The sequence below is a fragment of the Streptomyces sp. NPDC058326 genome (assembly GCF_042879855.1).
Lineage (GTDB): Bacteria > Actinomycetota > Actinomycetes > Streptomycetales > Streptomycetaceae > Streptomyces.
In genome coordinates this window covers 70732-92562 of record NZ_JBHVZO010000021.1, presented here as the reverse complement: position 1 = coordinate 92562, position 21831 = coordinate 70732, and the positions used below count along the sequence as shown (strand labels likewise).

General features: G+C 72.1%; 21 protein-coding genes, 1 tRNA gene and 1 other RNA gene. 13 read left to right on the top strand and 10 right to left on the bottom strand.

From position 1 onward, the window contains the following. Window positions 1–76: 76 nt before the first annotated feature. The 5 genes from ACFVYX_RS30395 to ffs form a co-directional block, all read right to left on the bottom strand. Window positions 77–1537, bottom strand: a complete 1461-nt coding sequence (locus tag ACFVYX_RS30395) for a N,N-dimethylformamidase beta subunit family domain-containing protein (protein WP_389684693.1) — start codon at window positions 1535–1537, stop codon at window positions 77–79. 205 nt (window positions 1538–1742) lie between these two features. Further along, window positions 1743–3794, bottom strand: a complete 2052-nt coding sequence (locus ACFVYX_RS30390; RefSeq protein ID WP_389684692.1) for a hypothetical protein — start codon at window positions 3792–3794, stop codon at window positions 1743–1745. Between the two features lie 251 nt (window positions 3795–4045). Beyond that, entirely contained in the window at window positions 4046–5296 is a 1251-nt protein-coding gene (gene purD, locus ACFVYX_RS30385) for a phosphoribosylamine--glycine ligase (protein ID WP_389684691.1), read from the bottom strand. Between the two features lie 61 nt (window positions 5297–5357). Continuing rightward, window positions 5358–7514, bottom strand: coding sequence for a DNA polymerase III subunit gamma and tau (locus tag ACFVYX_RS30380; RefSeq protein ID WP_389684690.1), 2157 nt, complete (start codon window positions 7512–7514; stop codon window positions 5358–5360). A 154-nt stretch (window positions 7515–7668) separates the two neighbouring features. Next, window positions 7669–7767, bottom strand: an RNA gene (gene ffs / locus ACFVYX_RS30375) — signal recognition particle sRNA small type. A gap of 107 nt (window positions 7768–7874) precedes the next feature. Between ffs and ACFVYX_RS30370 the strand changes: the two genes are divergently transcribed. After that, a tRNA-Ser gene (locus ACFVYX_RS30370) sits at window positions 7875–7962 on the top strand. A gap of 72 nt (window positions 7963–8034) precedes the next feature. On the opposite strand, the gene ACFVYX_RS30365 is transcribed toward ACFVYX_RS30370, so the two are convergent. Next, window positions 8035–8676 (bottom strand): TetR/AcrR family transcriptional regulator, encoded by a 642-nt coding sequence (locus tag ACFVYX_RS30365; protein WP_389684689.1) that lies wholly within the window; start codon window positions 8674–8676, stop codon window positions 8035–8037. Window positions 8677–8786: 110 nt separating this feature from the next. Between ACFVYX_RS30365 and ACFVYX_RS30360 the strand changes: the two genes are divergently transcribed. Continuing rightward, window positions 8787–8972, top strand: coding sequence for a hypothetical protein (locus tag ACFVYX_RS30360; RefSeq protein ID WP_389684688.1), 186 nt, complete (start codon window positions 8787–8789; stop codon window positions 8970–8972). Between the two features lie 122 nt (window positions 8973–9094). After that, window positions 9095–9505, top strand: a complete 411-nt coding sequence (locus tag ACFVYX_RS30355; RefSeq protein WP_389684687.1) for a VOC family protein — start codon at window positions 9095–9097, stop codon at window positions 9503–9505. Between the two features lie 102 nt (window positions 9506–9607). Here the strand turns inward: ACFVYX_RS30355 and ACFVYX_RS30350 are convergent, their stop codons facing one another. Next, a complete protein-coding gene (locus ACFVYX_RS30350; protein ID WP_389684686.1) occupies window positions 9608–10204 on the bottom strand; it encodes a hypothetical protein in 597 nt (198 codons plus the stop codon). A 210-nt stretch (window positions 10205–10414) separates the two neighbouring features. On the opposite strand from ACFVYX_RS30350, the gene ACFVYX_RS30345 reads away from it, so the two are divergent. The 4 genes from ACFVYX_RS30345 (at window position 10415) to ACFVYX_RS30330 (ending at window position 14115) form a co-directional block, all read left to right on the top strand. After that, window positions 10415–10831, top strand: a complete 417-nt coding sequence (locus ACFVYX_RS30345) for a hypothetical protein (RefSeq protein WP_389684685.1) — start codon at window positions 10415–10417, stop codon at window positions 10829–10831. Between the two features lie 65 nt (window positions 10832–10896). Then, on the top strand, window positions 10897–11571 hold the full coding sequence (locus ACFVYX_RS30340) for an ABC transporter ATP-binding protein (protein WP_389684684.1): 675 nt from the start codon (window positions 10897–10899) through the stop codon (window positions 11569–11571). Continuing rightward, window positions 11568–13820: an ABC transporter permease gene (locus ACFVYX_RS30335; RefSeq protein WP_389684683.1), complete on the top strand. Its 2253-nt coding sequence runs from the start codon at window positions 11568–11570 to the stop codon at window positions 13818–13820. Before ACFVYX_RS30340 ends, ACFVYX_RS30335 begins: the two co-directional genes overlap by 4 nt. Before the next feature lie 85 nt (window positions 13821–13905). Then, a complete protein-coding gene (locus ACFVYX_RS30330) occupies window positions 13906–14115 on the top strand; it encodes a DUF4287 domain-containing protein (protein ID WP_389684682.1) in 210 nt (69 codons plus the stop codon). A gap of 10 nt (window positions 14116–14125) precedes the next feature. On the opposite strand, the gene ACFVYX_RS30325 is transcribed toward ACFVYX_RS30330, so the two are convergent. Next, a complete protein-coding gene (locus tag ACFVYX_RS30325; RefSeq protein ID WP_389684681.1) occupies window positions 14126–15355 on the bottom strand; it encodes an MFS transporter in 1230 nt (409 codons plus the stop codon). Between the two features lie 147 nt (window positions 15356–15502). Here ACFVYX_RS30325 and ACFVYX_RS30320 point away from each other — a divergent pair, with 147 nt between their 5' ends. The 4 genes from ACFVYX_RS30320 to ACFVYX_RS30305 all read left to right on the top strand — a co-directional run bounded on the left by ACFVYX_RS30320 (window position 15503) and on the right by ACFVYX_RS30305 (window position 19115). Further along, on the top strand, window positions 15503–16480 hold the full coding sequence (locus tag ACFVYX_RS30320; protein WP_389684680.1) for a DUF5937 family protein: 978 nt from the start codon (window positions 15503–15505) through the stop codon (window positions 16478–16480). A gap of 14 nt (window positions 16481–16494) precedes the next feature. Then, window positions 16495–17331 carry an alpha/beta fold hydrolase gene (locus tag ACFVYX_RS30315; protein ID WP_389684679.1) on the top strand — a complete coding sequence of 279 codons (837 nt, stop codon included), beginning with the start codon at window positions 16495–16497 and terminating at the stop codon, window positions 17329–17331. A gap of 55 nt (window positions 17332–17386) precedes the next feature. Beyond that, a complete protein-coding gene (locus ACFVYX_RS30310; protein WP_389684678.1) occupies window positions 17387–18445 on the top strand; it encodes an aldo/keto reductase in 1059 nt (352 codons plus the stop codon). Window positions 18446–18698: 253 nt separating this feature from the next. Beyond that, complete coding sequence (locus tag ACFVYX_RS30305) at window positions 18699–19115, top strand: YciI family protein (RefSeq protein ID WP_389684677.1); 417 nt, start codon at window positions 18699–18701, stop codon at window positions 19113–19115. Window positions 19116–19271: 156 nt separating this feature from the next. Here ACFVYX_RS30305 and ACFVYX_RS30300 read toward each other — a convergent pair whose 3' ends face one another. Then, entirely contained in the window at window positions 19272–19877 is a 606-nt protein-coding gene (locus ACFVYX_RS30300) for a rhodanese-like domain-containing protein (protein WP_389684676.1), read from the bottom strand. Between the two features lie 79 nt (window positions 19878–19956). Here ACFVYX_RS30300 and ACFVYX_RS30295 point away from each other — a divergent pair, with 79 nt between their 5' ends. Next, window positions 19957–20244 (top strand): metal-sensitive transcriptional regulator, encoded by a 288-nt coding sequence (locus tag ACFVYX_RS30295; protein WP_389684675.1) that lies wholly within the window; start codon window positions 19957–19959, stop codon window positions 20242–20244. Between the two features lie 105 nt (window positions 20245–20349). Here ACFVYX_RS30295 and wrbA read toward each other — a convergent pair whose 3' ends face one another. Next, a complete protein-coding gene (gene wrbA / locus ACFVYX_RS30290) occupies window positions 20350–20958 on the bottom strand; it encodes an NAD(P)H:quinone oxidoreductase (RefSeq protein WP_389684674.1) in 609 nt (202 codons plus the stop codon). A 225-nt stretch (window positions 20959–21183) separates the two neighbouring features. Here wrbA and ACFVYX_RS30285 point away from each other — a divergent pair, with 225 nt between their 5' ends. Further along, the gene (locus ACFVYX_RS30285; protein ID WP_389684673.1) at window positions 21184–21819 is read left to right on the top strand and encodes a TetR/AcrR family transcriptional regulator; all 636 of its coding nucleotides are present in this window, start codon (window positions 21184–21186) and stop codon (window positions 21817–21819) included. The last annotated feature ends 12 nt before the right edge of the window (window positions 21820–21831 follow it).

The following is a 21831-nucleotide window of genomic DNA, read 5'->3' as shown; positions in this document are numbered from 1 at the left end:
TCCAGGAGCGCTTCGATTCTCTCGCACCGGGGCCGGTCGGCGGCGGGCGGGCCCGGGCAGTCCTGGTCAGCCCCGGTCAGTCCCTCTTACAGATCCGGTCGAGAAGGTTCGCGGTGGCGCGCTGGACCCTGGCGTCGACATGGCCCGGCCGGTCCAGCGCCGGTGACCAGGCGAAGGTGCCGGAGGCGAAGACCCAGGCGCCCGACGGAGCCCGGTAGAGCGAGGTCTCCTGGTGGCGCAGCGCCCCGTCGCCGTCCCGGTAGGGGGAGTGGGCGAGCAGGATGCGGCCCTCGTGCTCGGGGAGCGCCGTGCGCGGGAAGTAGCGGTCGGCCTCGCCCGCGACCAGGCCGGGAAGCTCGTCGCCGTCCCCGGCTCCGGTGGCCTCCCAGAGCCAGTGCTCGGCGTTCCGCACGACCAGCGGGTGCGGTTCGGGCACCCGGCCCGCGTACTGGATGCCGAGCAGCTGCTGCTCGGGCCGGTCGACCTCGCGCCAGAGCGCCGGACGGCCCGGTCCGCGCCGCTTCCGGCAGGTGAGGAGCCGGTCCGGCACCCCGGACGGCGAAGGACCCAGCTCCACCTGCCAGTACATGGTGTTGGCCGAGAGGAAGACCAGCGACGTGCCCTGATCGCGGGCGAGTTCGACGGTCCTGCGCATCGGCACCGACCAGTACTCGTCGTGCCCCGGGAAGACCAGGCCCCGGTAGCGGCTCGGGTCGACCCGGCCCGCGTGCAGGTCCCGGGTCTCCGCGTACGCCAGGTCGTAGCCGTAACGCTCGGCCCAGCGGATGAAGTCGTACGCGTGCCCGACGTGGAGCGGCAGCCCCGCGCCCGCGTACGGACGGTCGAAGGAGACGGTGACGGCCGCCTCCTCCTCGCCGAGCAGCCGGCCGTCCTCGTCCCAGGCGTGGTACAGGCTGGCGCCCGTGCGGCCGTCCTCGGGATAGAGGTTGTACGCCTGCCAGGTCACGTCCGGGAGGACGAGAAGCAGATCGGCCGGGTGGTCGTCGCGGACCGTGAAGGGGATGTGGGAGCGGTAGCCGTCGACGGTGGTGAGCACCGCGACATACGCGCCGATCGACCAGTAGGTGGGGACCTGCAGCCGCCACGACTGCCACCAGTGGTGGCAGGAGACCGTGCGGTCGGCGGTGAGCGGGGCCGGCTGGACGATCCCGGAGAGCCGCGGACTGGTGGTGATCTTCGCGGCGCCGTCGCCGCCGTAGTGACCGATCCGATAGATGTCGACCGAGAACTGCTGCGGCGGGTCCACCGTGATGTGGAAGTCGATCGACTCGCCCGGTGCGACGGCCCCGTCGGACGCGAAGCCCTTGATCTGGCGCCGGACGTCGTCGGCCGTGCGGGGGCCCCCGCTACCGCCCCGGGCCAGGATCTCGTCCGCGTACCAGGGGACCATCTGGCCCGTGTCGTCGAAGTAGTTCTCGGAGCCGCGCAGCCAGGGCAGCGGGCCCTGGCCGAAGGGATCGCTGACGGCGTGCGCGAGCGCGCCCGACTCCCAGCGCCTGATCTGATCCGCCCCCATGGTGCGCCCCTCCCTCGACTCCCCCGGGTCGGCTGGTCAGTGCCTCTGATGCGTGTTTCCGATGTGCTTCTGGTTCGTGCCTCTGTCAGTGACGGTCTCCAGCACATCACATAACGCACGCACTCCGTCACCGTTCGTCGCGAATTGACGAGAGTGGAAGCCGGCGCTCCGGAATCGGCGGTGGTGCACGCGCGTCCGGGGGCTCTCAGACCAGGCGTACGGGCTTCTCCGGGCGCACGCCTGTGCGGGCCAGCCAGACCCGCAGCGGCTCCGGGTCGCCGTCCTCCACGAGAGCGAGGACGCGGGGACCGAGGTCCGCCGCCCGCTCACCACCGACCAGGAGGGCGGGCCCGTCGAGCCAGTCCAGACCGGGGGCGGCCTCGGCGGTGTCCACGGCCGCGCAGCAGACCATCGCGGTGACGTGGTCGGCGAGCAGGTCCCGGCCGGAACGGGGCGGCTGGAGCGGGAAGAGCGGCAGGGGCCCGTCGGGGCCGCTGACGACCATCGGGGGCGGCGCGGCGGCTGCCCGGTCGCTCTTCTCGGCGCTGCCGGCCACGGCCTCGGCGGTCGGTGCGGTCGGTGCGGTCTGTGCGGTCTGTGCGGTCCCGGTGGTGGTCGTCGCGGTCTCGGCGGTGGCGGCGGCGGTGGCCACGCGCGCCTCTCTCGCGGCCTCCTCACGGGCGAGGAGGGCGCTGAGGGCCCCCGCGAGCGCATCGGCGGCGGGGTTGACCGGGTCTTCGCCGGGGAGCGGGAGGCCGTGGGGGGCGGTGGGGCCAGAGAGGTCCATGGGGTTGGAGTCGTCGCGGTCGGTGAGGCCTGCGTCGTCGCGGTCCATGGGGTCGGAGTCGGCCCGGTCGGTGGGGCCGGCGTCGGCCTCGTCAGGGGTGGCGGAAGCGGCGACGGGCGGCTCGGGGGCGTGCGAAGGGCCGGTCGGCGGCTCGGTGGCGGTCGTGGCGCCCTGTGCGGCTTCGGGGAACGCGGGGGCCGTCGACAGGTGGTCGATCACCCGGGTCAGGGTCGGGCCCTCGGCGGCGGACCGCGCTCCGGCGGGGGAGCCGGCCACGCCGAGGGCGTCGAGGACCTGGTGCAGCCGGGCCGCGTCGGTGCGCCACTTCCGGTCGACGACCTCCTCCGGGTACTGGCTCCACTCCACCGGGGACCAGTCGGGGCCGGGCTCGGCGGGACCGCCGTGGAAGAGACGGGCGGCGAGCAGCGAGGTGGCCTCGTCGACCGCTCCCGGCTCCTCCAGGAGGTCGCAGGCGGGGCGCTCGCCGAGGCGGGACGAGAATCCGTCCGCGAGCCGGTCCCGGCGCGAGAGTTCGGTGAGGGCGGAGACCACGCCCGCGTCCAGCCGGGAGGGCCAGCGGCCCATGCGCCAGGCGGGCAGCGCCACCCGGGTCAGGAGACGGTCCCAGCCCGCGTAGGCCAGACCGACCTGCTCCTGCGCGACGATCCGTACGCCGTAGTCCACGGCCTGCGCGCGCTCCGAGCCGGCGACGGCGACCCCGCGCTCCATCTCGGCCGCGTGCCCGCGACAGGAACGCAGCAGGACGCGGGCGACCTGCCCGACGCCATGGGCGCCGAGTCTGCGGAACGGGTCGAGGCCGGGTGTCGTGGGCACCGCGACGGCGGCGTCCAGGCCTCGGACGAAGCGGCGGGCGGCGGCTATGTCGGGATGCGCGGCCGGGCCCGTACCGGCGACGACAGGGGCGAGGACTGCCCGCAGCTCGCCGACGCGCATCCACCACAGGAAGGGCGAACCTATGACGAGGACGGGGGCGCCGTCCCCCTCGCCGTCGCCGCCGGACGTGCGCCGCGTGCGGTGGGCCCGGTGGGTGCGGTCCTCCAGCCAGCTGTCGCAGTCCGGCGTCAGGGCTATCGCCGCGGGTGCCGGAACGTCGAGCCGGTCGGCCAGGTCACGGACGAGCCGGTAGAGATCGGGGGCGGCGCTCTCGGAGAGCTCCACCGTCGGCGTCGCGGCAGGGCGGGCCCGTGCGACGACGAGCGCGACGGCCGTGGCGGCGAGGAGGACGACGACCGCGAGCACGGTCACCGCCCAGCGGGCCGCGTCCCAGCCGGAGCCGGTGAAGTGGCCGGTGACCCCGCCCGCGTACAGGACGACGGCGACGGCGGCCGGGAGGACAGCGAGGCCGAGGGCCCTGCCGCGGACCCGGAGGACGCCGAGGGCCCGGGAGCGCGCGGCGCGCACGCCCCACTCCTCGCCGACAACGGCACCAGTACCGGACACGCCGTACATCACCCCCTCCTGCCCTCGTCGGGACTGCCTGTGGCGGTGTTGCTCACTCCCCCACTGTGGCACCCGCCACTGACATCGCAATGCCGGTGGGCCAAGTGCCGGAACGCCTCCGCCGCACCCTAGTTGGGGCTGTGGCGGACGTCATCCGGATGGCCGAGCCGTCACTCGATGGAATGGCTTTGGGCAAAGGTGATGGCGCTCGTGCGGCCGTACGGTGCACCGTACGGCCGCACGAGAGATCAGCGGCGCCGTCAGGCCTCGGCGGCCTTGCGCGCGATGTCCGTACGGTGCTGGGAGCCGTCAAGGCGGATGCGGCCGACCGCCGCGTACGCCCGCTCGCGGGCCTGCGCCAGGTCCGTTCCGGTGGCGGTGACCGAGAGGACGCGGCCACCCGCGCTCACGACCGCGTCGCCGTCCCGCTTCGTCCCGGCGTGGAGCACGTACGCGTGGGGGGCGTCCTTCTCCGCGACCTCGTCCAGGCCCTCGATCGGGTCGCCCGTACGCGGGGTGTCCGGGTAGTTGTGGGAGGCGATGACCACGGTGACGGCGGCGTCGTCGCTCCAGCTCAGCGGGGCCTGGTCGTCCAGGGTGCCATTGGCGGAGTTCAGCAGGACGCCCGCAAGCGGGGTCTTGAGACGGGCCAGGACCACCTGGGTCTCGGGGTCGCCGAAGCGCGCGTTGAACTCGATGACCCGTACGCCGCGGCTGGTGATCGCCAGACCCGCGTACAGCAGACCGGAGAACGGCGTGCCACGGCGGCGCAGTTCGTCGACCGTCGGCTGGAGGACGGTCGCGAGGACCTCGTCGACCAGCTTCGGGTCGGCCCACGGCAGCGGCGAGTAGGCGCCCATGCCGCCGGTGTTCGGGCCCTCGTCGCCGTCGAGCGCGCGCTTGAAGTCCTGTGCGGGCTTGAGCGGCAGGACGGTGACGCCGTCGGTGATCGCGAAGAGGGAGACCTCGGGGCCGTCCAGGAACTCCTCGATGACCACCCGGTCGCACGCGAGGGCGTGCGCCCGTGCCCGCGCGAGGTCGTCGGTAACGACGACACCCTTGCCGGCGGCGAGGCCGTCGTCCTTCACCACGTAGGGGGCGCCGAAGGCGTCGAGCGCCTCGTCGATCTCCTCGGGGGTCGTGCAGACGTAGCTGCGGGCGGTGGGAACCCCGGCGCCGGCCATGACGTCCTTGGCGAACGCCTTGGAGCCCTCCAGCTGCGCGGCTTCCCGCGAGGGGCCGAAGACGGGGATGCCGACCGCACGGACGGCGTCGGCGACACCGGCGACGAGCGGGGCCTCCGGTCCGACGACGACCAGTTCGGCGCCGAGCCCGGTGGCGAGGCGCGCGACGGCCTCGCCGTCCAGCTGGTCGACGGGGTGCAGCTCGGCGACCTCCGCGATTCCGGCGTTGCCGGGCGCGCAGTGCAGAGCGGTGACGTCGGGATCGAGGGAGAGAGAGCGGCACAGGGCGTGTTCGCGGGCGCCGCCGCCGATGACGAGGACCTTCACGCCAGTCAGGGTAGCCCGCCGACCGGGATGCCCCTTGTGCGGGCCACCGAGCGAGACGCCCCTACTCGTTCGTGTATTCCTCCACAACGGTCGCTCCGAGCTCGCGCACGATCAGATCGTGGCCCGAGAGCGCGGAGTCGACGAGGTCCGGATCGTCCTCCTCCGGTACGTCGTCCTCGGGCGCCACGGGCTGCGGCGCGGGCGGCGTGTACGCGGGCGCGGGGGCCTGCGCCGCAGCGGGCGCCGACGCCTGCGGGAAAGAGGGAACGGGCGCGGGCGGAGCCTGCGCCGGAGCGGGTCCGGACGGCGGGCCCTGCTGCAAGGACTGAGCCGGGGCGGGCGGCTGCTGCCGGCCACCGCCGAAGCCTCCCGAGCCGCTGCTGAAGCCCCCGGTGCCGCCCGAGCCGCCGAAGCCGGTGGCGGCGGGCGGGGGCGAGGCGCCGCCCGAGGGGTCGATGATCGCCTCGATCTTCCAGTTCACCTGGAACTGCTCGGCGAGGGCCTGCTTCAGGACGTCCTCGCTGCCGCTGCTGGCGAAGTTGTCCCGGGCCCCGGCGTTGAGGAAGCCGAGCTGGAGGGTCGTGCCGTCGAAGCCCGCGACCTGGGCGTTCTGGCTGAGCAGGATCCAGGTGAAGCGGCGCCGGTTCTTGACGGCGTCGAGGATCTGCGGCCAGAGGTTCCGCACCTGGGCGGTGTCCCCGCCGCCCGTGGACGCCGGAGCGGGAGTGGGCTGCGCCTGTGCGGGAGCGGGCGCGGCCGGAGCCGGGGCCGCCGCGGCCGAGGCGCCGGGCCAGGCACCGGGGGCGCCGCCGCCGGGGGTGGCGGCACCCGGCCAGGCACCGGGCCGGGGCGCGGCGGGAGCCGGGGCGGCGGGCTCGGGGCGCTGCGCCTGTACGGGAGCCGGGGCCGGGGCCTGGGACGGCGCCTGGGGTGCCGGGGGTGCCTGAGGGGCGGGCGCGGGCGGGGGCGGGGCCATCGGGGTGTGGGCGTCGGGCCCGGGCACGTACCCCATGGCGGGCGCGGGAGGTCCGGGCGTGAAGACCGGCGCGGGCGCGGCGGACGCCCCGCGCTCCAGCCGGTCGAGGCGCGCCTGGACCGAACGCTCGTCGTCGAAGGCGGCGGGCAGCAGCACCCGCGCGCAGATCAGCTCCAGCTGGAGCCGGGGCGAGGTGGCTCCCCGCATCTCGGTCAGTCCGCTGTTGACGAGGTCGGCGGCCCTGCTGAGCTCGGCGGCGCCGAAAACGGAGGCCTGGGCCTGCATGCGCTCGATCACGTCGACGGGGGCGTCGATGAGCCCCTTCTCGGCTGCGTCCGGCACGGCGGCCAGGATCACCAGGTCACGCAGCCGCTCAAGGAGGTCGGCGACGAACCTGCGGGGATCGTTCCCGCCCTCGATGACCCGGTCGACGACCTCGAAGGCGGCGGCACCGTCCCCGGCGGCGAAGGCCTCCACGACGGAGTCGAGCAGAGAGCCGTCCGTATAACCGAGCAGGGAGGTGGCCATGGCGTATGTCACACCGTCGGCTGCGGCGCCGGCCAGGAGCTGGTCCATGACGGACATCGAGTCACGCACGGACCCGGCGCCGGCGCGCACGACGAGCGGCAGCACCCCGTCCTCGACGGGGATGCCCTCGCGCCCGCAGACCTCGCCCAGGTACTCCCGCAGGGTGCCGGGCGGCACGAGCCGGAAGGGGTAGTGATGGGTCCGGGACCGGATCGTCCCGATGACCTTCTCGGGCTCGGTCGTCGCGAAGATGAACTTGAGGTGCTCCGGCGGCTCCTCGACCACCTTCAGGAGGGCGTTGAAGCCCGCCGAGGTGACCATGTGGGCCTCGTCGATGATGTAGATCTTGTACCGGCTGGACGCGGGCCCGAAGAAGGCCTTCTCGCGCAGGTCACGGGCGTCGTCCACACCACCGTGCGAGGCGGCGTCGATCTCGATGACGTCGATCGACCCAGGACCGTTCCGCGCGAGGTCACGGCAGGACTGGCACTCCCCGCACGGCGTCGGGGTGGGCCCCTGCTCGCAGTTCAGACACCGCGCCAGGATCCGCGCACTGGTCGTCTTGCCGCACCCGCGGGGCCCGCTGAACAGGTACGCGTGATTGACCCGGTTGTTCCGCAGGGCCTGCTGCAACGGGTCGGTGACATGCTCCTGCCCGATGACCTCGGCGAAGGACTCGGGGCGATAGCGGCGGTAGAGCGCGAGAGACGACACATGTACGAGGTTATAGGCGCCCACCGACAACCCGGGAAAAACCGCCACTGGTCCGGGACTCGCCGGGGGGCTCCCGGAGCCGCCGCGACCCCGCCGGAACCCTGGAACCCTGCTGCGGCGCCGTCGGCACCCGGGAATTTTTGGGAACCCCGGGAACGCAAGCGCCCCCCACGCACCTGCCAGAGCCGACCTACCCTTGCTGCCTTCCGGCCCTGGGGGAGTTCAGTCAGATAGCACCGCGTGAGGGGCTGCGCCAAGGGTACCCGATCCCAGGCCCCCGCTGCCCCCCGCCGTCGGCCGCGGACCCTTCTTCTGGATCACGTTCGCGAGCACCCCTCAACGTCTTGTATTGTTTGCGGCGGAGGATTCGCCTAGTGGCCTAGGGCGCACGCTTGGAAAGCGTGTTGGGGGCAACCCCTCACGAGTTCGAATCTCGTATCCTCCGCCATTGCTCTCACCGGGCAATACGTTGAAGGGCCCCACCGTTCGCGGTGGGGCCCTTCGGCGTTGTGCGGGGCGATCAGGACTCCGCGGCCTCGGCGCCCCCGAGGCCGGTGGCGAGCGTGTCGAAGACGTACTCCGCCTCCGGGGCCACGGTGGCGGCGATCCGTTCGTTGGGCTCGCCGGCCAGGGTGAGTTCCTGGATGCGCTGGAACAGCAGGCGGTGGCCGGCCGCGAGGAGCGCGGCGGCGGCCCGGGGGGCGATGGCCGGCGCGTCGGCGGGGGTGACGTCCGCGAGCGCCGCCGCGAGGGCCTCCTCGCGCTGGTCGTGCAGTTCGCGCAGGCGGGCGGTCAGGGTGGGACTGTCGGCGATCATGCGGGCGAACTCCGGGCCGGCGAAGCCCGCGACGGGGTCGCACTGTTCGACCGCCGCGGCGAACTCCCGCCGCAGGGCGGTGAGCGCCGACTCGCCGGCGGCCCTGTCGGCGACCGCACGGGCCAGGCTCGCCGTGAACGCCTCGTGGTGATCGAGGGCCAGATCCTCCTTCCGCGCGAAGTAGTTGGTGACCGTCTTCTTGGCGACGCGGGCCGCCGTGGCGATCTCGGCGATGGTCGTCCGCTCGAAGCCCTGCTCGATGAAGAGCCGGGTGGCGTGGTCGGAGATCAGCTGCCTGGTCTCCTGCTTCTTGGACTCCCGGAGCCCCACACTCTCGATACCCATGGGCGAATCTTACACCGAAGGCAAAATTATGCTTGACGCACACTCACCGTCGTGCGTAAAGTTACGTCCGTCGCAAAAATCGCCTCGTAGGACGAGACTGGAGACCGCGCATGCGAAAGCTGCACCCCGCCACCTCCCCGGCCGCCCCGTTCCCCACCGTCAAGCTCACCGCCGCCCTCACGCAGGAGACCGGTCCGGCGCCCACCACCCCGCGCCCGGCCCGCGAACTGCCGCGCACGGTCCACCGCCAGGCGCCCGCCCGCAACCGGTTCCACGCGCCGCGCCGCACGTACTGACGCAGGTATCCAAGGACGACCACGTCCCTCCGTCCCTCCCCTTCGCACCTGCGCGCCTACCGTCCCGCGCTTGCACGACCGCCCGCCGTCCGCATGCCCCGCCCCACCGCCGAGGAGCCGCCGTGAACGTCTCTACCTCCACCCTCTCCCTCACCGTCGCCGACGTGGACGCCTCCCGGGAGTTCCTCACCACCCACCTCGGCTACCAGGTGGCCATGGCCGCCGACGGCTTCGCCTCGCTGACCCGTGAGGACGCCGCCGTCGACATCGTGCTGCTCCGTCGCGGCAGCGAGGTCCTCCCGCCCGAGCAGCGCGACCAGCAGGCGGCCGGCCTGATCCTCGCGCTCACCGTCAGCGGCCTCGCCGCGGAGGAGGCCCGCCTGCGTGCCGCGGGCGCCCCCATCACGATGCCGCTGCGCGAAGAGCCCTGGGGCGAGCGCCTCTTCCAGCTGACCGACCCCAACGGTGTCGTCGTCCAGCTCGTCGAATGGGCCACCCCCGCCACCCCCGCCACCGACGGCACCCCGGAGTAGCGCCGGGTACGCGCGTGCGTGGATGTTCCGTCCGCGCACCCCGCCGCATGCCGGAGGGCCGGACCGCTCGATGCGGTCCGGCCCTCCGCCGTACGCCTGCCACTACACGGGGCAGGGGCGGTACTCCAGGCTGAGTTCGCGGTCGACGGCGTAGCTGGTCCGCATCGACGCGTCGGTCACCTGCTGCCAGGACCCGTACTTGCTGTAGAGCTGGTCGGCGGTGGGGCCGAGGGGGTTGCCGTACTTGGCGATGTTCCGCTGCTCCAGGATCCGCACCTCCTCCGGGGTCATTCCGGCGCGGGTGATCTCCTTGGCCTGGTTCCGCATGTCGACCAGCTCGCGGGCGATCTCCTCGTCCGTGGCTCCCGCCTCCCGCATGGCGGCCTCCGTGCGGTGCATGTCCTCCAGGAGACCGTGGTACCGCATCCGGGTCCGCTGGGCCTCGACCTTCTCGTCCATCGGCAGGACACGGATCCGGCACACCACCGGGTCGGCGCTGGGACACGGGTCGTCGGCGGACACGGGCCGGGCGAGCGGCGCCGTGATGACGGACCCACAGGCCTCGACGGCCCCGGCGACGGAGGTCCCGGCCGTACCCAGAAGGGCGACGGCGGCCGCGAACGGCACGAGGGCGCGGCGCAGTCGCGAGGTGCGGGAGGGAGGGGGAGGCGGAAGCAGGGGGAGAGGGGAAGGACGCATGCGCGCATCCTCGAAGCCACCGGCGCCTCCTTCACGCAGGCGCACCGGTGATCACTCCTACGGGGAACGCGCCGTCGGCGTGCGCCGCGAGACGGCTCCGTTCACCGGATCGGGGGGTGATCGGAGGGAGGGACGTTACTGCGGGCACCGGTGTGTAGTGATGCCGATACTTTCTGTGATGACCAGTCGGCACACAAACAGGGGTTATCGATGAGGAAGTTGGCTGCGGCGGCGGTGGCGGTGGGGCTGTTCGTCGGGGGGATGGGGGTGGCGGTGGCGGATTCGTGGCACTCCCTCACGAAAGCGGTGACAACCGAGGGCGCTCAGTTCGAAAAGGTGCAGTACCGGTGGGAGCCCGCTGGGGAGCAGCGCGGCGCGTTCCACTTCAAGGGTTTTTTGCGGGACCTCAATGAAAACGACGGCCACAACGTGTACCTGGAGGTGCGGCCGCACGCCTACGGCTGGCAGCGGTTCAAGGGCGTGCAGAAGCGCACCGTCCCGATCGACAAAACCGTGCACGACGGCGCGACCCGCTACACCAACACGGCTGAGATGCGAGTGTGCCGGGACCGCGGGGCGCTTCGGCCGAACAACTGCTCGCCCGTCCAGTCCTTCAAGCGCCGCTAGCAGTCAACGGTTCGGGGAGCCGTCGACCGGCGGCTCCCCTTCTGCATAGGGAGTGCGGACCACCGATGGACGTCATTCTCCGCGCCGAGGGCGTGGATCTCTTCTACGGCACCGAGCAGGCCGTCAGTAACGCCGACTTCACTCTCCAGCGCGGCGAAGTCGCCGCCATCATGGGCAGCAGCGGGTCGGGGAAGTCGTCGTTGTTGTACTGCCTCGCGGGAGTCCTTCCCCCGAGCAACGGCTCCGTGACCTTCGACGGAGTGCGGCTCTCCACCCTTCCCGACGGTGAGTTGAGCGCGCTGCGCCGTACGCGCCTCGGCTTCGTCTTCCAGTACGGCGAACTGTTGCCGGAGCTGACCGTCGAGGAGAACGCGGCGCTTCCCCTCCGGCTTGCCGGAATCAGTAAGTCGCACGCCCATGCGATGGCCGCGCAGGTGCTGGGGCGGCTCGGTATGGGTGATCTGCTGCGGCGCAGGACCTCGAAGTTGTCCGGCGGCCAGAGCCAGCGCGTCGCAGTCGCGCGGGCGCTGGTCCACCGGCCGGACGTGGTGTTCGCGGACGAGCCGACCGGGGCGCTCGACAGCGCCAACGCCGATGCCGTGCTGGACGAGTTCCTGCAGCTGGCGCGCAGGCAGAAGACGGCCGTCGTCATCGTCACCCACGACGCCGACGTGGCCGGCAAGGCCGATACGCAGTACACGATGACGGACGGCGTTCTGGCCCAACGGGTGGCGGTGTGAACCCGTTTCTCCTCGGCATGCGCCTGCTGTGGGGCAGCGGGCGTCGAGGACGGGCCCGCTTCCTCCTGATGGCGCTCGGCTCGGCGCTCGGAGTGGCGTGCCTCGCCGCCGTCCTCACCATCCCGTCGATCCTCACTGCCCATGACGCCCGAACGGCAGCACGGCAACCGAATCCCGGTACAAGTAATGTCCTGTACCAAGAATTCCGGGATCCGTACGGGTCGCAACCGCTCCACCGCGTCTTCGTCGCGCGGAAAGGCCCTGGACCAACCCCCGTACCCCCTGGACTCGAGAGGCTGCCGCGCGCCGGAGAGGCGATCGTTTCACCGAGGCTCTCCGAGGTTCTGGCCGCCAATCCGAGGGCAGCCGGACTTGTGCCCGGGCGCGTGACCGGAACCATCGCACCAGCGGGATTGGGCGACGCCGAAGACCTGTACGCCTACATCGGCACCACTGCGACTGGGCTGACCGAAGCGGAGGAACTGGGCGGATTCGGCACCGGCCGGCCATCGCGAGAGATCGTCGAACCGTCGACCCTCAGTATTCTCCGATTCACCCTCGGGTGCATCGTGCTGCTTCCCCTTGTCATCTTCCTTTCCGTCTGCGCACGGCTCTCCGGCGAAACGCGCGCCCGGCGGCTCGCCGCCCTCCGGCTCGTCGGGCTCAGCGTGAAAGACACCCTGAGAGTCAATGCCGGGGAAAGCGTTGCCGCAGCCTCGGTCGGAGCCGTCCTCGGACTCGCGGGGTACCTCGCAACCAACGAAGTCATGGCCCATGTAGGGCTGCCTGGACTCCACTGGTACCCGGCGGACGGCCGGCCGTCGGTCTTCGCCCTCGTTGCGTGCCTGCTGGGCTGTCCGGCGCTCGCCTGGTTCGTGGGGCAGTACGGCGCGCGCCGTGCCGCCCTGTCCCCGATCAGCGTGCGGCGGACCGGGGAGCGGAAACCCCCGAAGAAGACGGGGATGCTGCTGTTGATCCCGGGGGTCGGCGTCATCGCGGGCTACTGCCTGCTCAGCGTGATGGGACGCGACCCCTCCGGCGGGTCCGCCAATGCCGTCCTGGTGCCTGGAGCCGTCCTGTTGACGGGTGCGGGACTCGTCTTCGGGCTGGCGCCGATCACGGCATGGCTGGCCCGTCGCCTGGCGGGAGCAGCCAAGTCGCTGCCGATGGCCCTGGCGATGCGGCGTACGGAAGTGGATCCAGGCTCATCGTTGAGGGTGGCCACGGGTCTCGTGCTGCTGATCTTCGGAGCCTCGCTCACTCAAGGTGTACTCGTCGAACTGGACCAGGTGAGCCGCTCCACCAAACCGGTCCAGGAGTACGGTCTTCCGTTCAGTCACCTGAGTGCCGGCCAGCAGCGCGAGGTGACCGAGGTCGCGGGCGTGAGGACCCATGTGATGACTTCGCGCTCGTGGAGCGCAGCCGATGAAATGGACGCTCCCAGCACATACGCCGTGGTGGCCACGTGCCAGCAACTCGCCGTTGTCGTGGAGAAGGTGAAGGGCTGCATCGAGCACAAGGTGCTTCGAATCAAGGATGAAAACTTCTCCATCGACGCCGAATCCGTCCCGGGAAGAAGTTTTCCGTTCCTCCTGAGCAATGGACGAAAGCTCGACGTCACCGTCCCCGAAACAAGTGTCGCGGTTCGCGCCTACCAGCCCTCGAATTTCAGCGAGCCGAGCCTACTCATTCCACCCTCATTGATTCCTCACGGACTTGTCCTGGCAGAGGGCAGACTCGTCCTCGCCAGCGACGCCGACCCCGCCACCATCCGTTCCGTCCTCGACGGCATCGGCGCCATCGCTCCCACCTCCTCCGTCGACCCCGTCGGCATCGTCATCGACGCTCTCGCTCAGCTCACCGTGATCCGCAGTCTTCTCGTCGTCGGCATGGTGCTCGGGCTCGTCATCGGGGTTGCTGCCTTTGTCGTTTCCGTGGCCGATCGGGCCATGGAGCGGCGGGGGCAGGTGACCGCGCTTGCCCTGTTGGGGGCTCGGGCCGGGACGTTGCGGGTGGTGCAGGTCGTGCAGGTGTCGCTGCCGCTGGTGGTGGGGCTGGGGGCGGCGATCGTCACCGGGTGGCTTGCCGAGTCCAGTTATCTGATCACCGGAGGTGGTGCGGTGCACTGGGACTGGGAAGGGTTGCCGTTGCTGTTCGCCTGTGCGCTGGGGGTGCTGCTCGCAGCCGGGGTGGCCTCCGTTCCCCTGGTGCGGCGGCACATCGATCCTGAGCACATCCGGCGGGATTGATCTTGCGGAGGGCGATGAGTTCCGGGTGGGGTGGGGGTCGTACTTCGCAGATGCCCGTCCTGCCCCCGCCACCCAGGAGAGCTCCATGGCCGAGAACGTCGTCAAGGGTCCCGCCAGCTACTTCCCCTCCATCGAGAAGAAGTACGGCCGGCCGGTCTCCGAGTGGCAGGAGCTGATCCGTTCCTCGCCGCTCACCAAGCACATGGAGCTCGTCGCCTGGCTGAAGGCCGACCACGGGCTGGGCCACGGGCACGCCAACGCGCTCGTGGCCCACGCCCTTGCCGGGGGGAAGTGAACCGCCGGGGTCATGCCGCGAGGTCGTGGGCCATGCGTGCCTTGACCCGGTTCGTCAGGGCCGCCGTCGCCGCCGCCGTCACCGTTCCCGCCACCAGGGCCGTCCACCACAGGGTCGCCGGGCCGGCGGCCGTGTAGGTCGTGACGCCCAGGGTTAGCGCCGCGAAGCGGGCCACCCCCCAGGTCCAGCTGAAGGCCCCCTGATAGCGGCCCCGGGCGTGGGCCGGGGCCAGGTTGGCGACGACTCCTGCGGCGATGCCGGCGACGACGACCTCGCCCAGGGACCAGACGACCACCGACACCGTGTAGCCGGCGATACCGTCCGCCAGGCCGGTGAGCGCCACCCCCACCGCGATCAGGGTGCCGCCCGCGCCCTGTACGGCGAGCTGCGGGAACCTGGCCAGCCAGGACGTCGCGAACGGCTGCAGGCCCACGACCATGATCGCGTTGACCGCCGCCATCGCCCCGTACACCGCCGGCGAGAGGCCGCTGTCGCGGACGGCGAGCGGCAGGGCGACCTCGGTGAGCGAGTACACGAAGAGCTGGACGCCGAAGAGCGGGAGCAGGAGGAGGGCGAGGCGGTCGCGGAGGACCACTCCGTAGCCGATGCCGTCCTTCTTCCCCTCGGGCCCGGGCCGGGTCGTCGTGCGCTCGGGCTCCGGCAGGCGGACCGCCACCACCAGGGCGTACGCGAGCATCGAACCCGCGTCGACCGCGAAGAGCAGCCAGTAGCCGCGGGCGGCGAGGTAGCCGCCGAGGATGCCCGCGGCGGCGGTGCCGATGTTCACACCCCAGCCGAGGAGGGCGTACGCACGCCGGCGGCGTTCGCTGTCGACGGCGTCCGCGAGGAGCGCGTACGCCGCCGGCGACACCGTGCTGCCCGCCGCGCTGATCAGCAGCGCCGCCGCGGCCATCGTCCACACGCCGGGGGCGAGGAAGAGCGCGCCCTGCGCGGCGGACGCACCGATCAGGCCGATGAGCATCGTGGGGCGGCGGCCCATGCGGTCGGCGAGGATGCCGCCGACGGCGGGGCCGAGGAGGTTGCCCGCGCCGAGGGCACCGAGGACGTACGAGGTCTCGGCGCCGGTCACTCCGCGCGAGGCGAGGAAGAAGACCAGGAACGGGGTGACGAGGTAGCCGAGGCGGTTGACGATCGTGCCGGTGAAGATCGTCCATACGACGGGCGGGAAGTCGCGGAAGGAGGACGGGATCGGAATCCTGATCGAGATCGGTGAGGGCATGGGAAGGAGACTGCGCGAGTCCGCCGTTGGCCTCCATTGATTAAGCTCAGGCCGAATCCAATCGTCCCTCTTGCTGTTCCGGGTGGCCGATTCGTCTGCCGCTCCCGCTGTCGTCCGCGCCTTGTCTCCGCACCTAGGACACCGATCATGGAATCCGGGCTCAGCTTCTCCGCCGCCGACCTCGCCCAGACGCGCTTCGCCGTCTCCCCCATGTGGGAGGTCGTCACCAGCTACCGCGTTCTCTCCCGTCTGCCCGACTCCGCTCCCCACCGGCGCTGGGCCGCCCAGGTCCGGCCGCGGATCGGGCGGGCCGGGCTCGACCGGGGCTGGCTCGCCGCGCTCGTGCCACGCGACGGCTACCTCGCCGACTTCCTCAACCCCACCCCCGCCGGGCCCTTCCCCACCCTCGACGCCGAACTCGACGCCATCCGCCGCACCCCCGCCGAGCAGGTGCGGAACGATCTCGTCATGCTGGCGAGGGAAGGCGAGGCCGGGGCCAGGGGCCGGCTTCTGTACGACGACCCGGCCGCCGCCCTCCTGAAGGTCGCCGACGAGATCGAGACCTACTGGGAGCTCGCCCTCGCCCCCTACTGGGCCCGGATCCAGCAGGTGCTCGAAGCCGATGTCTTCCACCGGGCCCGGCAGGTGGCCGAGCACGGTTCCGCCCGGGTCCTGAGCGAACTCCACGAGACCGTACGGTGGGACGACGGCACCCTGCGTCTCGTACGGCGGCACTGCTCGCTCAGCCGCGACCAGGCGGGGTCCGGGCTGCTGCTCGTTCCTTCCGTCTTCGCGTGGCCCCGGGTGCTCACCCGGTCCGTTCATCCCGACCCGCCCCAACTCGCCTATCCCGCCCGGGGGTTCGGCGCTGTCTGGGAGCCCCGCACCGCCGACGCCACGGAGGCTGTCGCCGCTGTCCTCGGGCGCTCCCGCACCCTGCTTCTCACCGAACTCGACACCCCCGCGTCCACCACCCAGCTCGCCACGCAGTGCGGTCTGTCCGCGGCCGGGGTCTCCCAGCACCTCATCGCCCTGCGGAACGCCGGTCTGGTCACCGCCCACCGCAGCGGACGTTCCGTCCTCTACGCCCGCACCGCCGTCGCCGACCAGCTCCTCAACCCGTAGAGGATCATGGGGGGATGACGTCTTCTCCTCGCCCTTCCTGGTCGGAGCGTTCCGTGGTGCGTGACGGCGTACGGCTGCTCTGCCGCGACTGGGGCGGCTCGGGTCCCGACGTACTCCTGCTGCACGGGCTCGCCGGTCATGCCGGCGAATGGGACGCCACCGCCCGGCTGCTGCGGGACTCCGGCCACCGCGTCGTCGCCCTCGACCAGCGCGGGCACGGCGGCAGCGAGCGGCACCCCGGGGACGTCTCGCGTGCCGCGTACGTCGCCGACGCCGTCGCCGTCGTCGGTCAACTCGGCCTGGAACGACCCGTACTGGTCGGGCAGTCGCTCGGCGGGAGTACCGCCCTGCTCACCGCCGCCGCCCACCCCGGGCTGCCGCGCGCCCTCGTCCTCGTCGAGGCCGGGCCCGGCGGGGCCGGCCCCGGTGTCCAGGAGCAGATAGGGAGTTGGCTGCGGGCGTGGCCGGTGCCGTTCCCTTCGCGGGAGGCGGCCGTCGCGTATCTGGGCGGCGGCACGGAACCCGTAGGGGACGGCTGGGCCCGTGGGCTCGAAGAGCGCGCCGACGGGCTGTGGCCCCGATTCGACCCCGACGTCATGGTGCGGTCCCTCGACGCCGACGCCACCCGCGCCGTCTGGGACGCGTGGGCCGCCCTCGACTGCCCCACGCTCACGGTCCTCGGGCAGGGGGAGAGGGGCGGGATCATCGGCGGTGACGAGTACGCGGAGATGGTCCGGCTCCGGCCCGCGCTGCGCGGCGCGAGCCTGCCCGGCACCGGGCACGACCTGCATCTGGAGCGGCCCGGCGTCCTGCACCGGCTGATCGTCGGCTTCCTCCGGGACGTCCTCTGATTCCTCCTCCTTTCCCTCTTGCCTTCGAGCACACTCCAGTTCCTAGAGTGCGCCCATGCGCTATCGGATACTCGGCGGGACCGGGATCGAAGTCAGTACCTACTGCCTCGGCACGATGATGTTCGGCGCCGTCGGCAATCCGGACCATCAGGAATCCGTACGGATCATCCATGCCGCCCTCGACCGGGGCGTCAACTTCGTGGACACCGCCGACATGTACTCGGCCGGAGAGTCCGAGGAGATCGTCGGCAAGGCACTGCGCGACCCCCGTCGCCGCGACGAGACCGTGCTCGCCACGAAGGTGTACTTCCCGTTCGGCGGCGAGGGCCCCAACCGGGGCGGCACCTCACGCCGCTGGATCACCCGGGCCGTCGAGAACAGCCTCAAGCGGCTCGGCACCGACTGGATCGACCTCTACCAGGTCCACCGGCCCGACCACCGCACGGACATCGAGGAGACCCTCGGCGTCCTCGGCGACCTCGTCTCCCAGGGGAAGATCCGGGCCTTCGGCTGCTCCACCTTCCCCGCCGAGGAGATCGTCGAGGCCCATGCCGTCGCCGAGCGGCGCGGGCTGCGCCGCTTCCGTTCCGAGCAGCCGCCGTACTCGCTGCTCGCGCGGGGCGTCGAGGCGTCCGTCCTGCCGGTCGCGCGGCGGTACGGGATGGGCGTGCTGACCTGGAGCCCGCTCGCCTCCGGCTTCCTCACCGGCAAGTACCGCAAGGGCCGGCCGATCGACCTCACCAGCGGGCGGCCCGCCCTCACCCCGCACCGCTTCGACCCGACGCTCCCCGGCAACGCGGCGAAGCTCGACGCCGTCGAGGAGTTCATCGCGCTCGCGGACGAGATCGGATGCTCCCTGCCCGAGCTCGCGATCGCCTTCCCCGCCGCGCACCCGGCCGTGACCTCGGTCATCATCGGACCCCGGACGATGGAGCAGCTGGAAGGCCTGCTGAAGGGCGCGCCCCTCCTGCTCACGGACGACGTCCTCGACCGGATCGACGCGATCGTGCCGCCGGGGACGAACCTCTACCAGCCGGACGGGGCCTGGCGGTCACCCCACCTCGCCGAACCGGCGCTTCGGCGGCGGCCGTCGGAGGAGCGGGCCGCGTCCTGACCCCGGCCGCTCGGCCCGGCTCCGTCGGGTCGCGGTGAACTGTTCCGTACCCAGGTGGTGGCGCTCGCCGGTGTCGAGCCGCAGCCTCGCTCGCGCCGGTGGGTGACGGCCTTTCCCGGCTTCGCGGGAGGAGACGAGTGGGGCGGGCGGGTGATTTCTCCTCCTTTTCCGGCCGTCGCCGCGTGCCGTGTCGAGAACCCGCCCCCGGCTCCGACTGTCCTGCGAGAGGCAGTACCCACACGAGGAGGACGTCATGAAGTACCTGGTGATGGTGCAGGGCGCGCAGGCCGACTACGAGGCCATGGTGGGCCGCCCCGCCGCGAACAGTCCCGCATGGAGCAAGGCGGACCTCCAGGCGATGTTCGCCCACATGAACGCGATCAACGAGGAGCTGACGGCGTCCGGCGAGATGATCGACGGCCAGGGCCTCGCCGCCCCGTCCACGACCCGGTTCGTGACGGTGGACGGAGACGGCAAGCCGCTCGTCACGGACGGCCCGTACGCGGAGACCAAGGAGGTCATCGCCGGTTACTGGGTCCTCGACTGCGCCTCCCTGGACCGGGTGACGGAGATCGCCGCCCAGGTGGCCCGCTGCCCGCAGCCGGCCGGAGCGCCGGAGTACCCGGTCGTCATCCGCCCGATCGACGAGACGGACCCGAGCCAGGACTGACGCCGGGGCGGGGGCGGCGGTGGACCGCACCCGGCGCTGTCGGTGCCGGGTGCGAGAATCCGCCGGTGAACAGCGCGTCCCCGAGTCTTCAGCAGGTCGCTCCGACCCGGGCGGTCGCCGGGCCCGAGGGTCCTCGGACCACTCCGGCCCCGGCGGTCACCGGCCCCTCCCTGCGTCCCCCTGACGGAGCCTGGCCAGCGTCGCGTCCAGGCCGTCCGCCGCGCACACGCTCCTCCGGTTGTACGGGAGTCTGCCGAGCATCAGGGCCATGCCGCAGGTGTCGGTGAGCGCCGAGAAGACAAGGCCGCCCGCGACGCCCGCCGACAGCAGCTGGAACGCGGGGTGGACGAGGAGCCCGAGGGCGAGCCCCAGCAGGACCAGCGAGCCCGCGACCAGCCTGACCTGGCGGTCCATCGCCCACACCGGCTTCGCCGGGGCTCCCGCCGGGTGTTCGAGGCCGTGCCCGTGGGCGGCCCAGCCGCTCGTACCGCCGTCGAGGTCGTGGACGGCGATGCCGTGGCCGGCGAGCCGGGCGCAGGCGGCGGACGAGCGGCCGCCGGACTGGCAGACGACGAGCAGCCCGCCGCGGGCCGCTGCCTCGCGGAGCGTGGGCACCGCCCGGTCGAGCCGGTCGAGCGGGACGTTGAGCGCTCCGGGCACGTGCCCGGAGGCGTACTCCGCGGGTGTGCGCACGTCGACGACGGTGAGTTCGGCCAGCCGGGCGCGGGCCTGGTCGGGGTCGAGCAGGAGGGGTGCGTTCATGGCAGCTGTCATCCTTGGTCGTCGTGGAACCCCGTGCGGGGATTAAATTACCCCCTGGGGTATCGATGGAGGAGTAGCTGTGGAACTGGATCTCGCCGGTACGGAGCTCAAGGCGGTCCTGAACCGGCTGCGCCGCGCCCAGGGCCAGATCGCCGGCGTGATCAGGATGATCGAGGAGGGCAGGGACTGCGAGGAGGTCGTCACCCAACTGGCCGCCGCCTCCCGCGCCCTGGACCGGGCCGGGTTCGCGATCATCGCCACCGGGCTCCAGCAGTGCCTGGCCGACGCCGAGGAAGGCCGCGCGAACGGCGAGGACCGCGACGCGATGCGTGCCCGGCTCGAGAAGCTCTTCCTGTCGCTGGCGTAGCGACTCACGGCCCCGCCACTGACACGGGCGTACCCCGGGGAGATCTCCCCGGGGTACGCCCGTGTCAGTGGTACGCCCGTGTCAGTTGCCGTTCGGAGTCCCGCGTCAGTCGTCCGCGAGGCCGTTCAGGCGCTTCGCGATCTTCGTGAGGCGGGCGCCCTGGTAGCGGGCGGCCTGGAGGACGGTCTCCTCGGGGGCCCCGTTGGCGGCCGGGTGCGCGGTGCCGTACGGGTTGCCGCCGGCCGCGGAGACCGCCGGGTCGGTGAAGCCGGGGGCGACGATGACCGAGCCCCAGTGGTGGAAGGTGTTGTAGAGCGCGAGCAGCGTCGACTCGTTGCCGCCGTGCGGGTTGTGCGCGCTGGTGAAGCCGGTCGCGGGCTTGTCCGCCATGACGCCCCGCTGCCACAGCCCGCTCGTGGTATCGATGTACTGCTTCAGCTGCGAGGCCACGTTGCCGAAACGGGTCGGCGAGCCGAACGCGTACGCGTCCGCCCACTCCAGGTCCTCGAGCGTGGCGATCTCCACGTCACCGGTGGCGTTCACATGCGCCCGCCAGGCCGGGTTCGAGTCGATGGCGGCGTCGGGGGCGAGCTCGGACACCCGGCGCAGGCGCACCTCGGCGCCGCTCTTCTCGGCGCCCTCGGCGACGGCCTGGGCGAGCTGGTGGACGGCACCCGTGGCCGAGTAATAGATGACGGCGACCTTGACGGACATGGCGAACTCTCCTCGACCGGATTACTTTCCACTTACCGGCTCAAGCTAAGCGGATCTCTATCCGGTTCGCAAGGGGGGCGAGTATGCTCGGCTCAGGGACCGACAGGATCGGACCGACCAGACAAGCGGGACCGACCGGCCGAAAGCGGCCGGAGCGGAACGCCAGACGAGCGAGAGCGACCGGAGCGGGGGAGACGGGGCGCCCACGGCAGAGGAGCCGACCAGATGAGCACGGAGAACCCGCAGGCCGGAGGCGCGGCGGCGGCGCCGCTCGGCCTGCTCCCCACCGTCGGCACCCCCGCCCCCGAGCGGGCGGACGCGGCCCGCAACCGGCGCAAGATCCTCGACGCCGCCGCCCGGATCGTCACCGAGGCCGGCCCGCACGCCGTCACCATGAACCAGGTCGCCCATGCCAGCGGCATCGGCGTCGGCACCGTCTACCGCCGCTTCGGCGACGTCTCCCAGCTGCTCTGGGCGCTCCTCGACGAGCGCGAGCGCCAGTTCCAGGAGGCGTACATGAGCGGCCCGCCGCCACTGGGCCCCGGCGCCCCGGCCGCCGAACGGCTCGACGCCTTCCTCGACGCGCTCGTCGACCGCATCGGTGAGCAGCGCGAGATCCTGCTCGCCGCGCACTCCGCCGGCCCCCGCACCCGCTACCACAGCGGCGCGTACCGGGTGATGCACACGCACGTCACCATGCTGATCGGTCAGCTCCGGCCCGGGGCCGACAGCCCGCTCCTCGCCCATCTCCTGCTCGCGTCGTTCTCCCCCGACGTCATGCACCATCTGGCCGTCGAACAGGAACTGCCGGCGGACCGCCTGAAGACGGGGGTACGGGAGCTGCTCCGGCTGCGCGCCTGAAAAACCGCCGCT

What these genes read in the sequence shown, in the direction of transcription:
- ACFVYX_RS30395 (WP_389684693.1), bottom strand. Translation starts at nt 1,537, where the DNA reads ATGGGGGCGGATCAGATCAGGCGCTGGGAGTCGGGCGCGCTCGCGCAC.
- ACFVYX_RS30345 (WP_389684685.1), top strand. Translation starts at nt 10,415, where the DNA reads ATGAGGAAGTTGGCTGCGGCGGCGGTGGCGGTGGGGCTGTTCGTCGGG.
- ACFVYX_RS30285 (WP_389684673.1), top strand. Translation starts at nt 21,184, where the DNA reads ATGAGCACGGAGAACCCGCAGGCCGGAGGCGCGGCGGCGGCGCCGCTC.
- ACFVYX_RS30315 (WP_389684679.1), top strand. Translation starts at nt 16,495, where the DNA reads ATGACGTCTTCTCCTCGCCCTTCCTGGTCGGAGCGTTCCGTGGTGCGT.
- ACFVYX_RS30365 (WP_389684689.1), bottom strand. Translation starts at nt 8,676, where the DNA reads ATGGGTATCGAGAGTGTGGGGCTCCGGGAGTCCAAGAAGCAGGAGACC.
- ACFVYX_RS30305 (WP_389684677.1), top strand. Translation starts at nt 18,699, where the DNA reads ATGAAGTACCTGGTGATGGTGCAGGGCGCGCAGGCCGACTACGAGGCC.
- ACFVYX_RS30350 (WP_389684686.1), bottom strand. Translation starts at nt 10,204, where the DNA reads ATGCGTCCTTCCCCTCTCCCCCTGCTTCCGCCTCCCCCTCCCTCCCGC.
- ACFVYX_RS30320 (WP_389684680.1), top strand. Translation starts at nt 15,503, where the DNA reads ATGGAATCCGGGCTCAGCTTCTCCGCCGCCGACCTCGCCCAGACGCGC.
- ACFVYX_RS30310 (WP_389684678.1), top strand. Translation starts at nt 17,387, where the DNA reads ATGCGCTATCGGATACTCGGCGGGACCGGGATCGAAGTCAGTACCTAC.
- ACFVYX_RS30340 (WP_389684684.1), top strand. Translation starts at nt 10,897, where the DNA reads ATGGACGTCATTCTCCGCGCCGAGGGCGTGGATCTCTTCTACGGCACC.
- ACFVYX_RS30330 (WP_389684682.1), top strand. Translation starts at nt 13,906, where the DNA reads ATGGCCGAGAACGTCGTCAAGGGTCCCGCCAGCTACTTCCCCTCCATC.
- ACFVYX_RS30390 (WP_389684692.1), bottom strand. Translation starts at nt 3,794, where the DNA reads ATGTACGGCGTGTCCGGTACTGGTGCCGTTGTCGGCGAGGAGTGGGGC.
- wrbA (WP_389684674.1), bottom strand. Translation starts at nt 20,958, where the DNA reads ATGTCCGTCAAGGTCGCCGTCATCTATTACTCGGCCACGGGTGCCGTC.
- ACFVYX_RS30325 (WP_389684681.1), bottom strand. Translation starts at nt 15,355, where the DNA reads ATGCCCTCACCGATCTCGATCAGGATTCCGATCCCGTCCTCCTTCCGC.
- ACFVYX_RS30360 (WP_389684688.1), top strand. Translation starts at nt 8,787, where the DNA reads ATGCGAAAGCTGCACCCCGCCACCTCCCCGGCCGCCCCGTTCCCCACC.
- ACFVYX_RS30300 (WP_389684676.1), bottom strand. Translation starts at nt 19,877, where the DNA reads ATGAACGCACCCCTCCTGCTCGACCCCGACCAGGCCCGCGCCCGGCTG.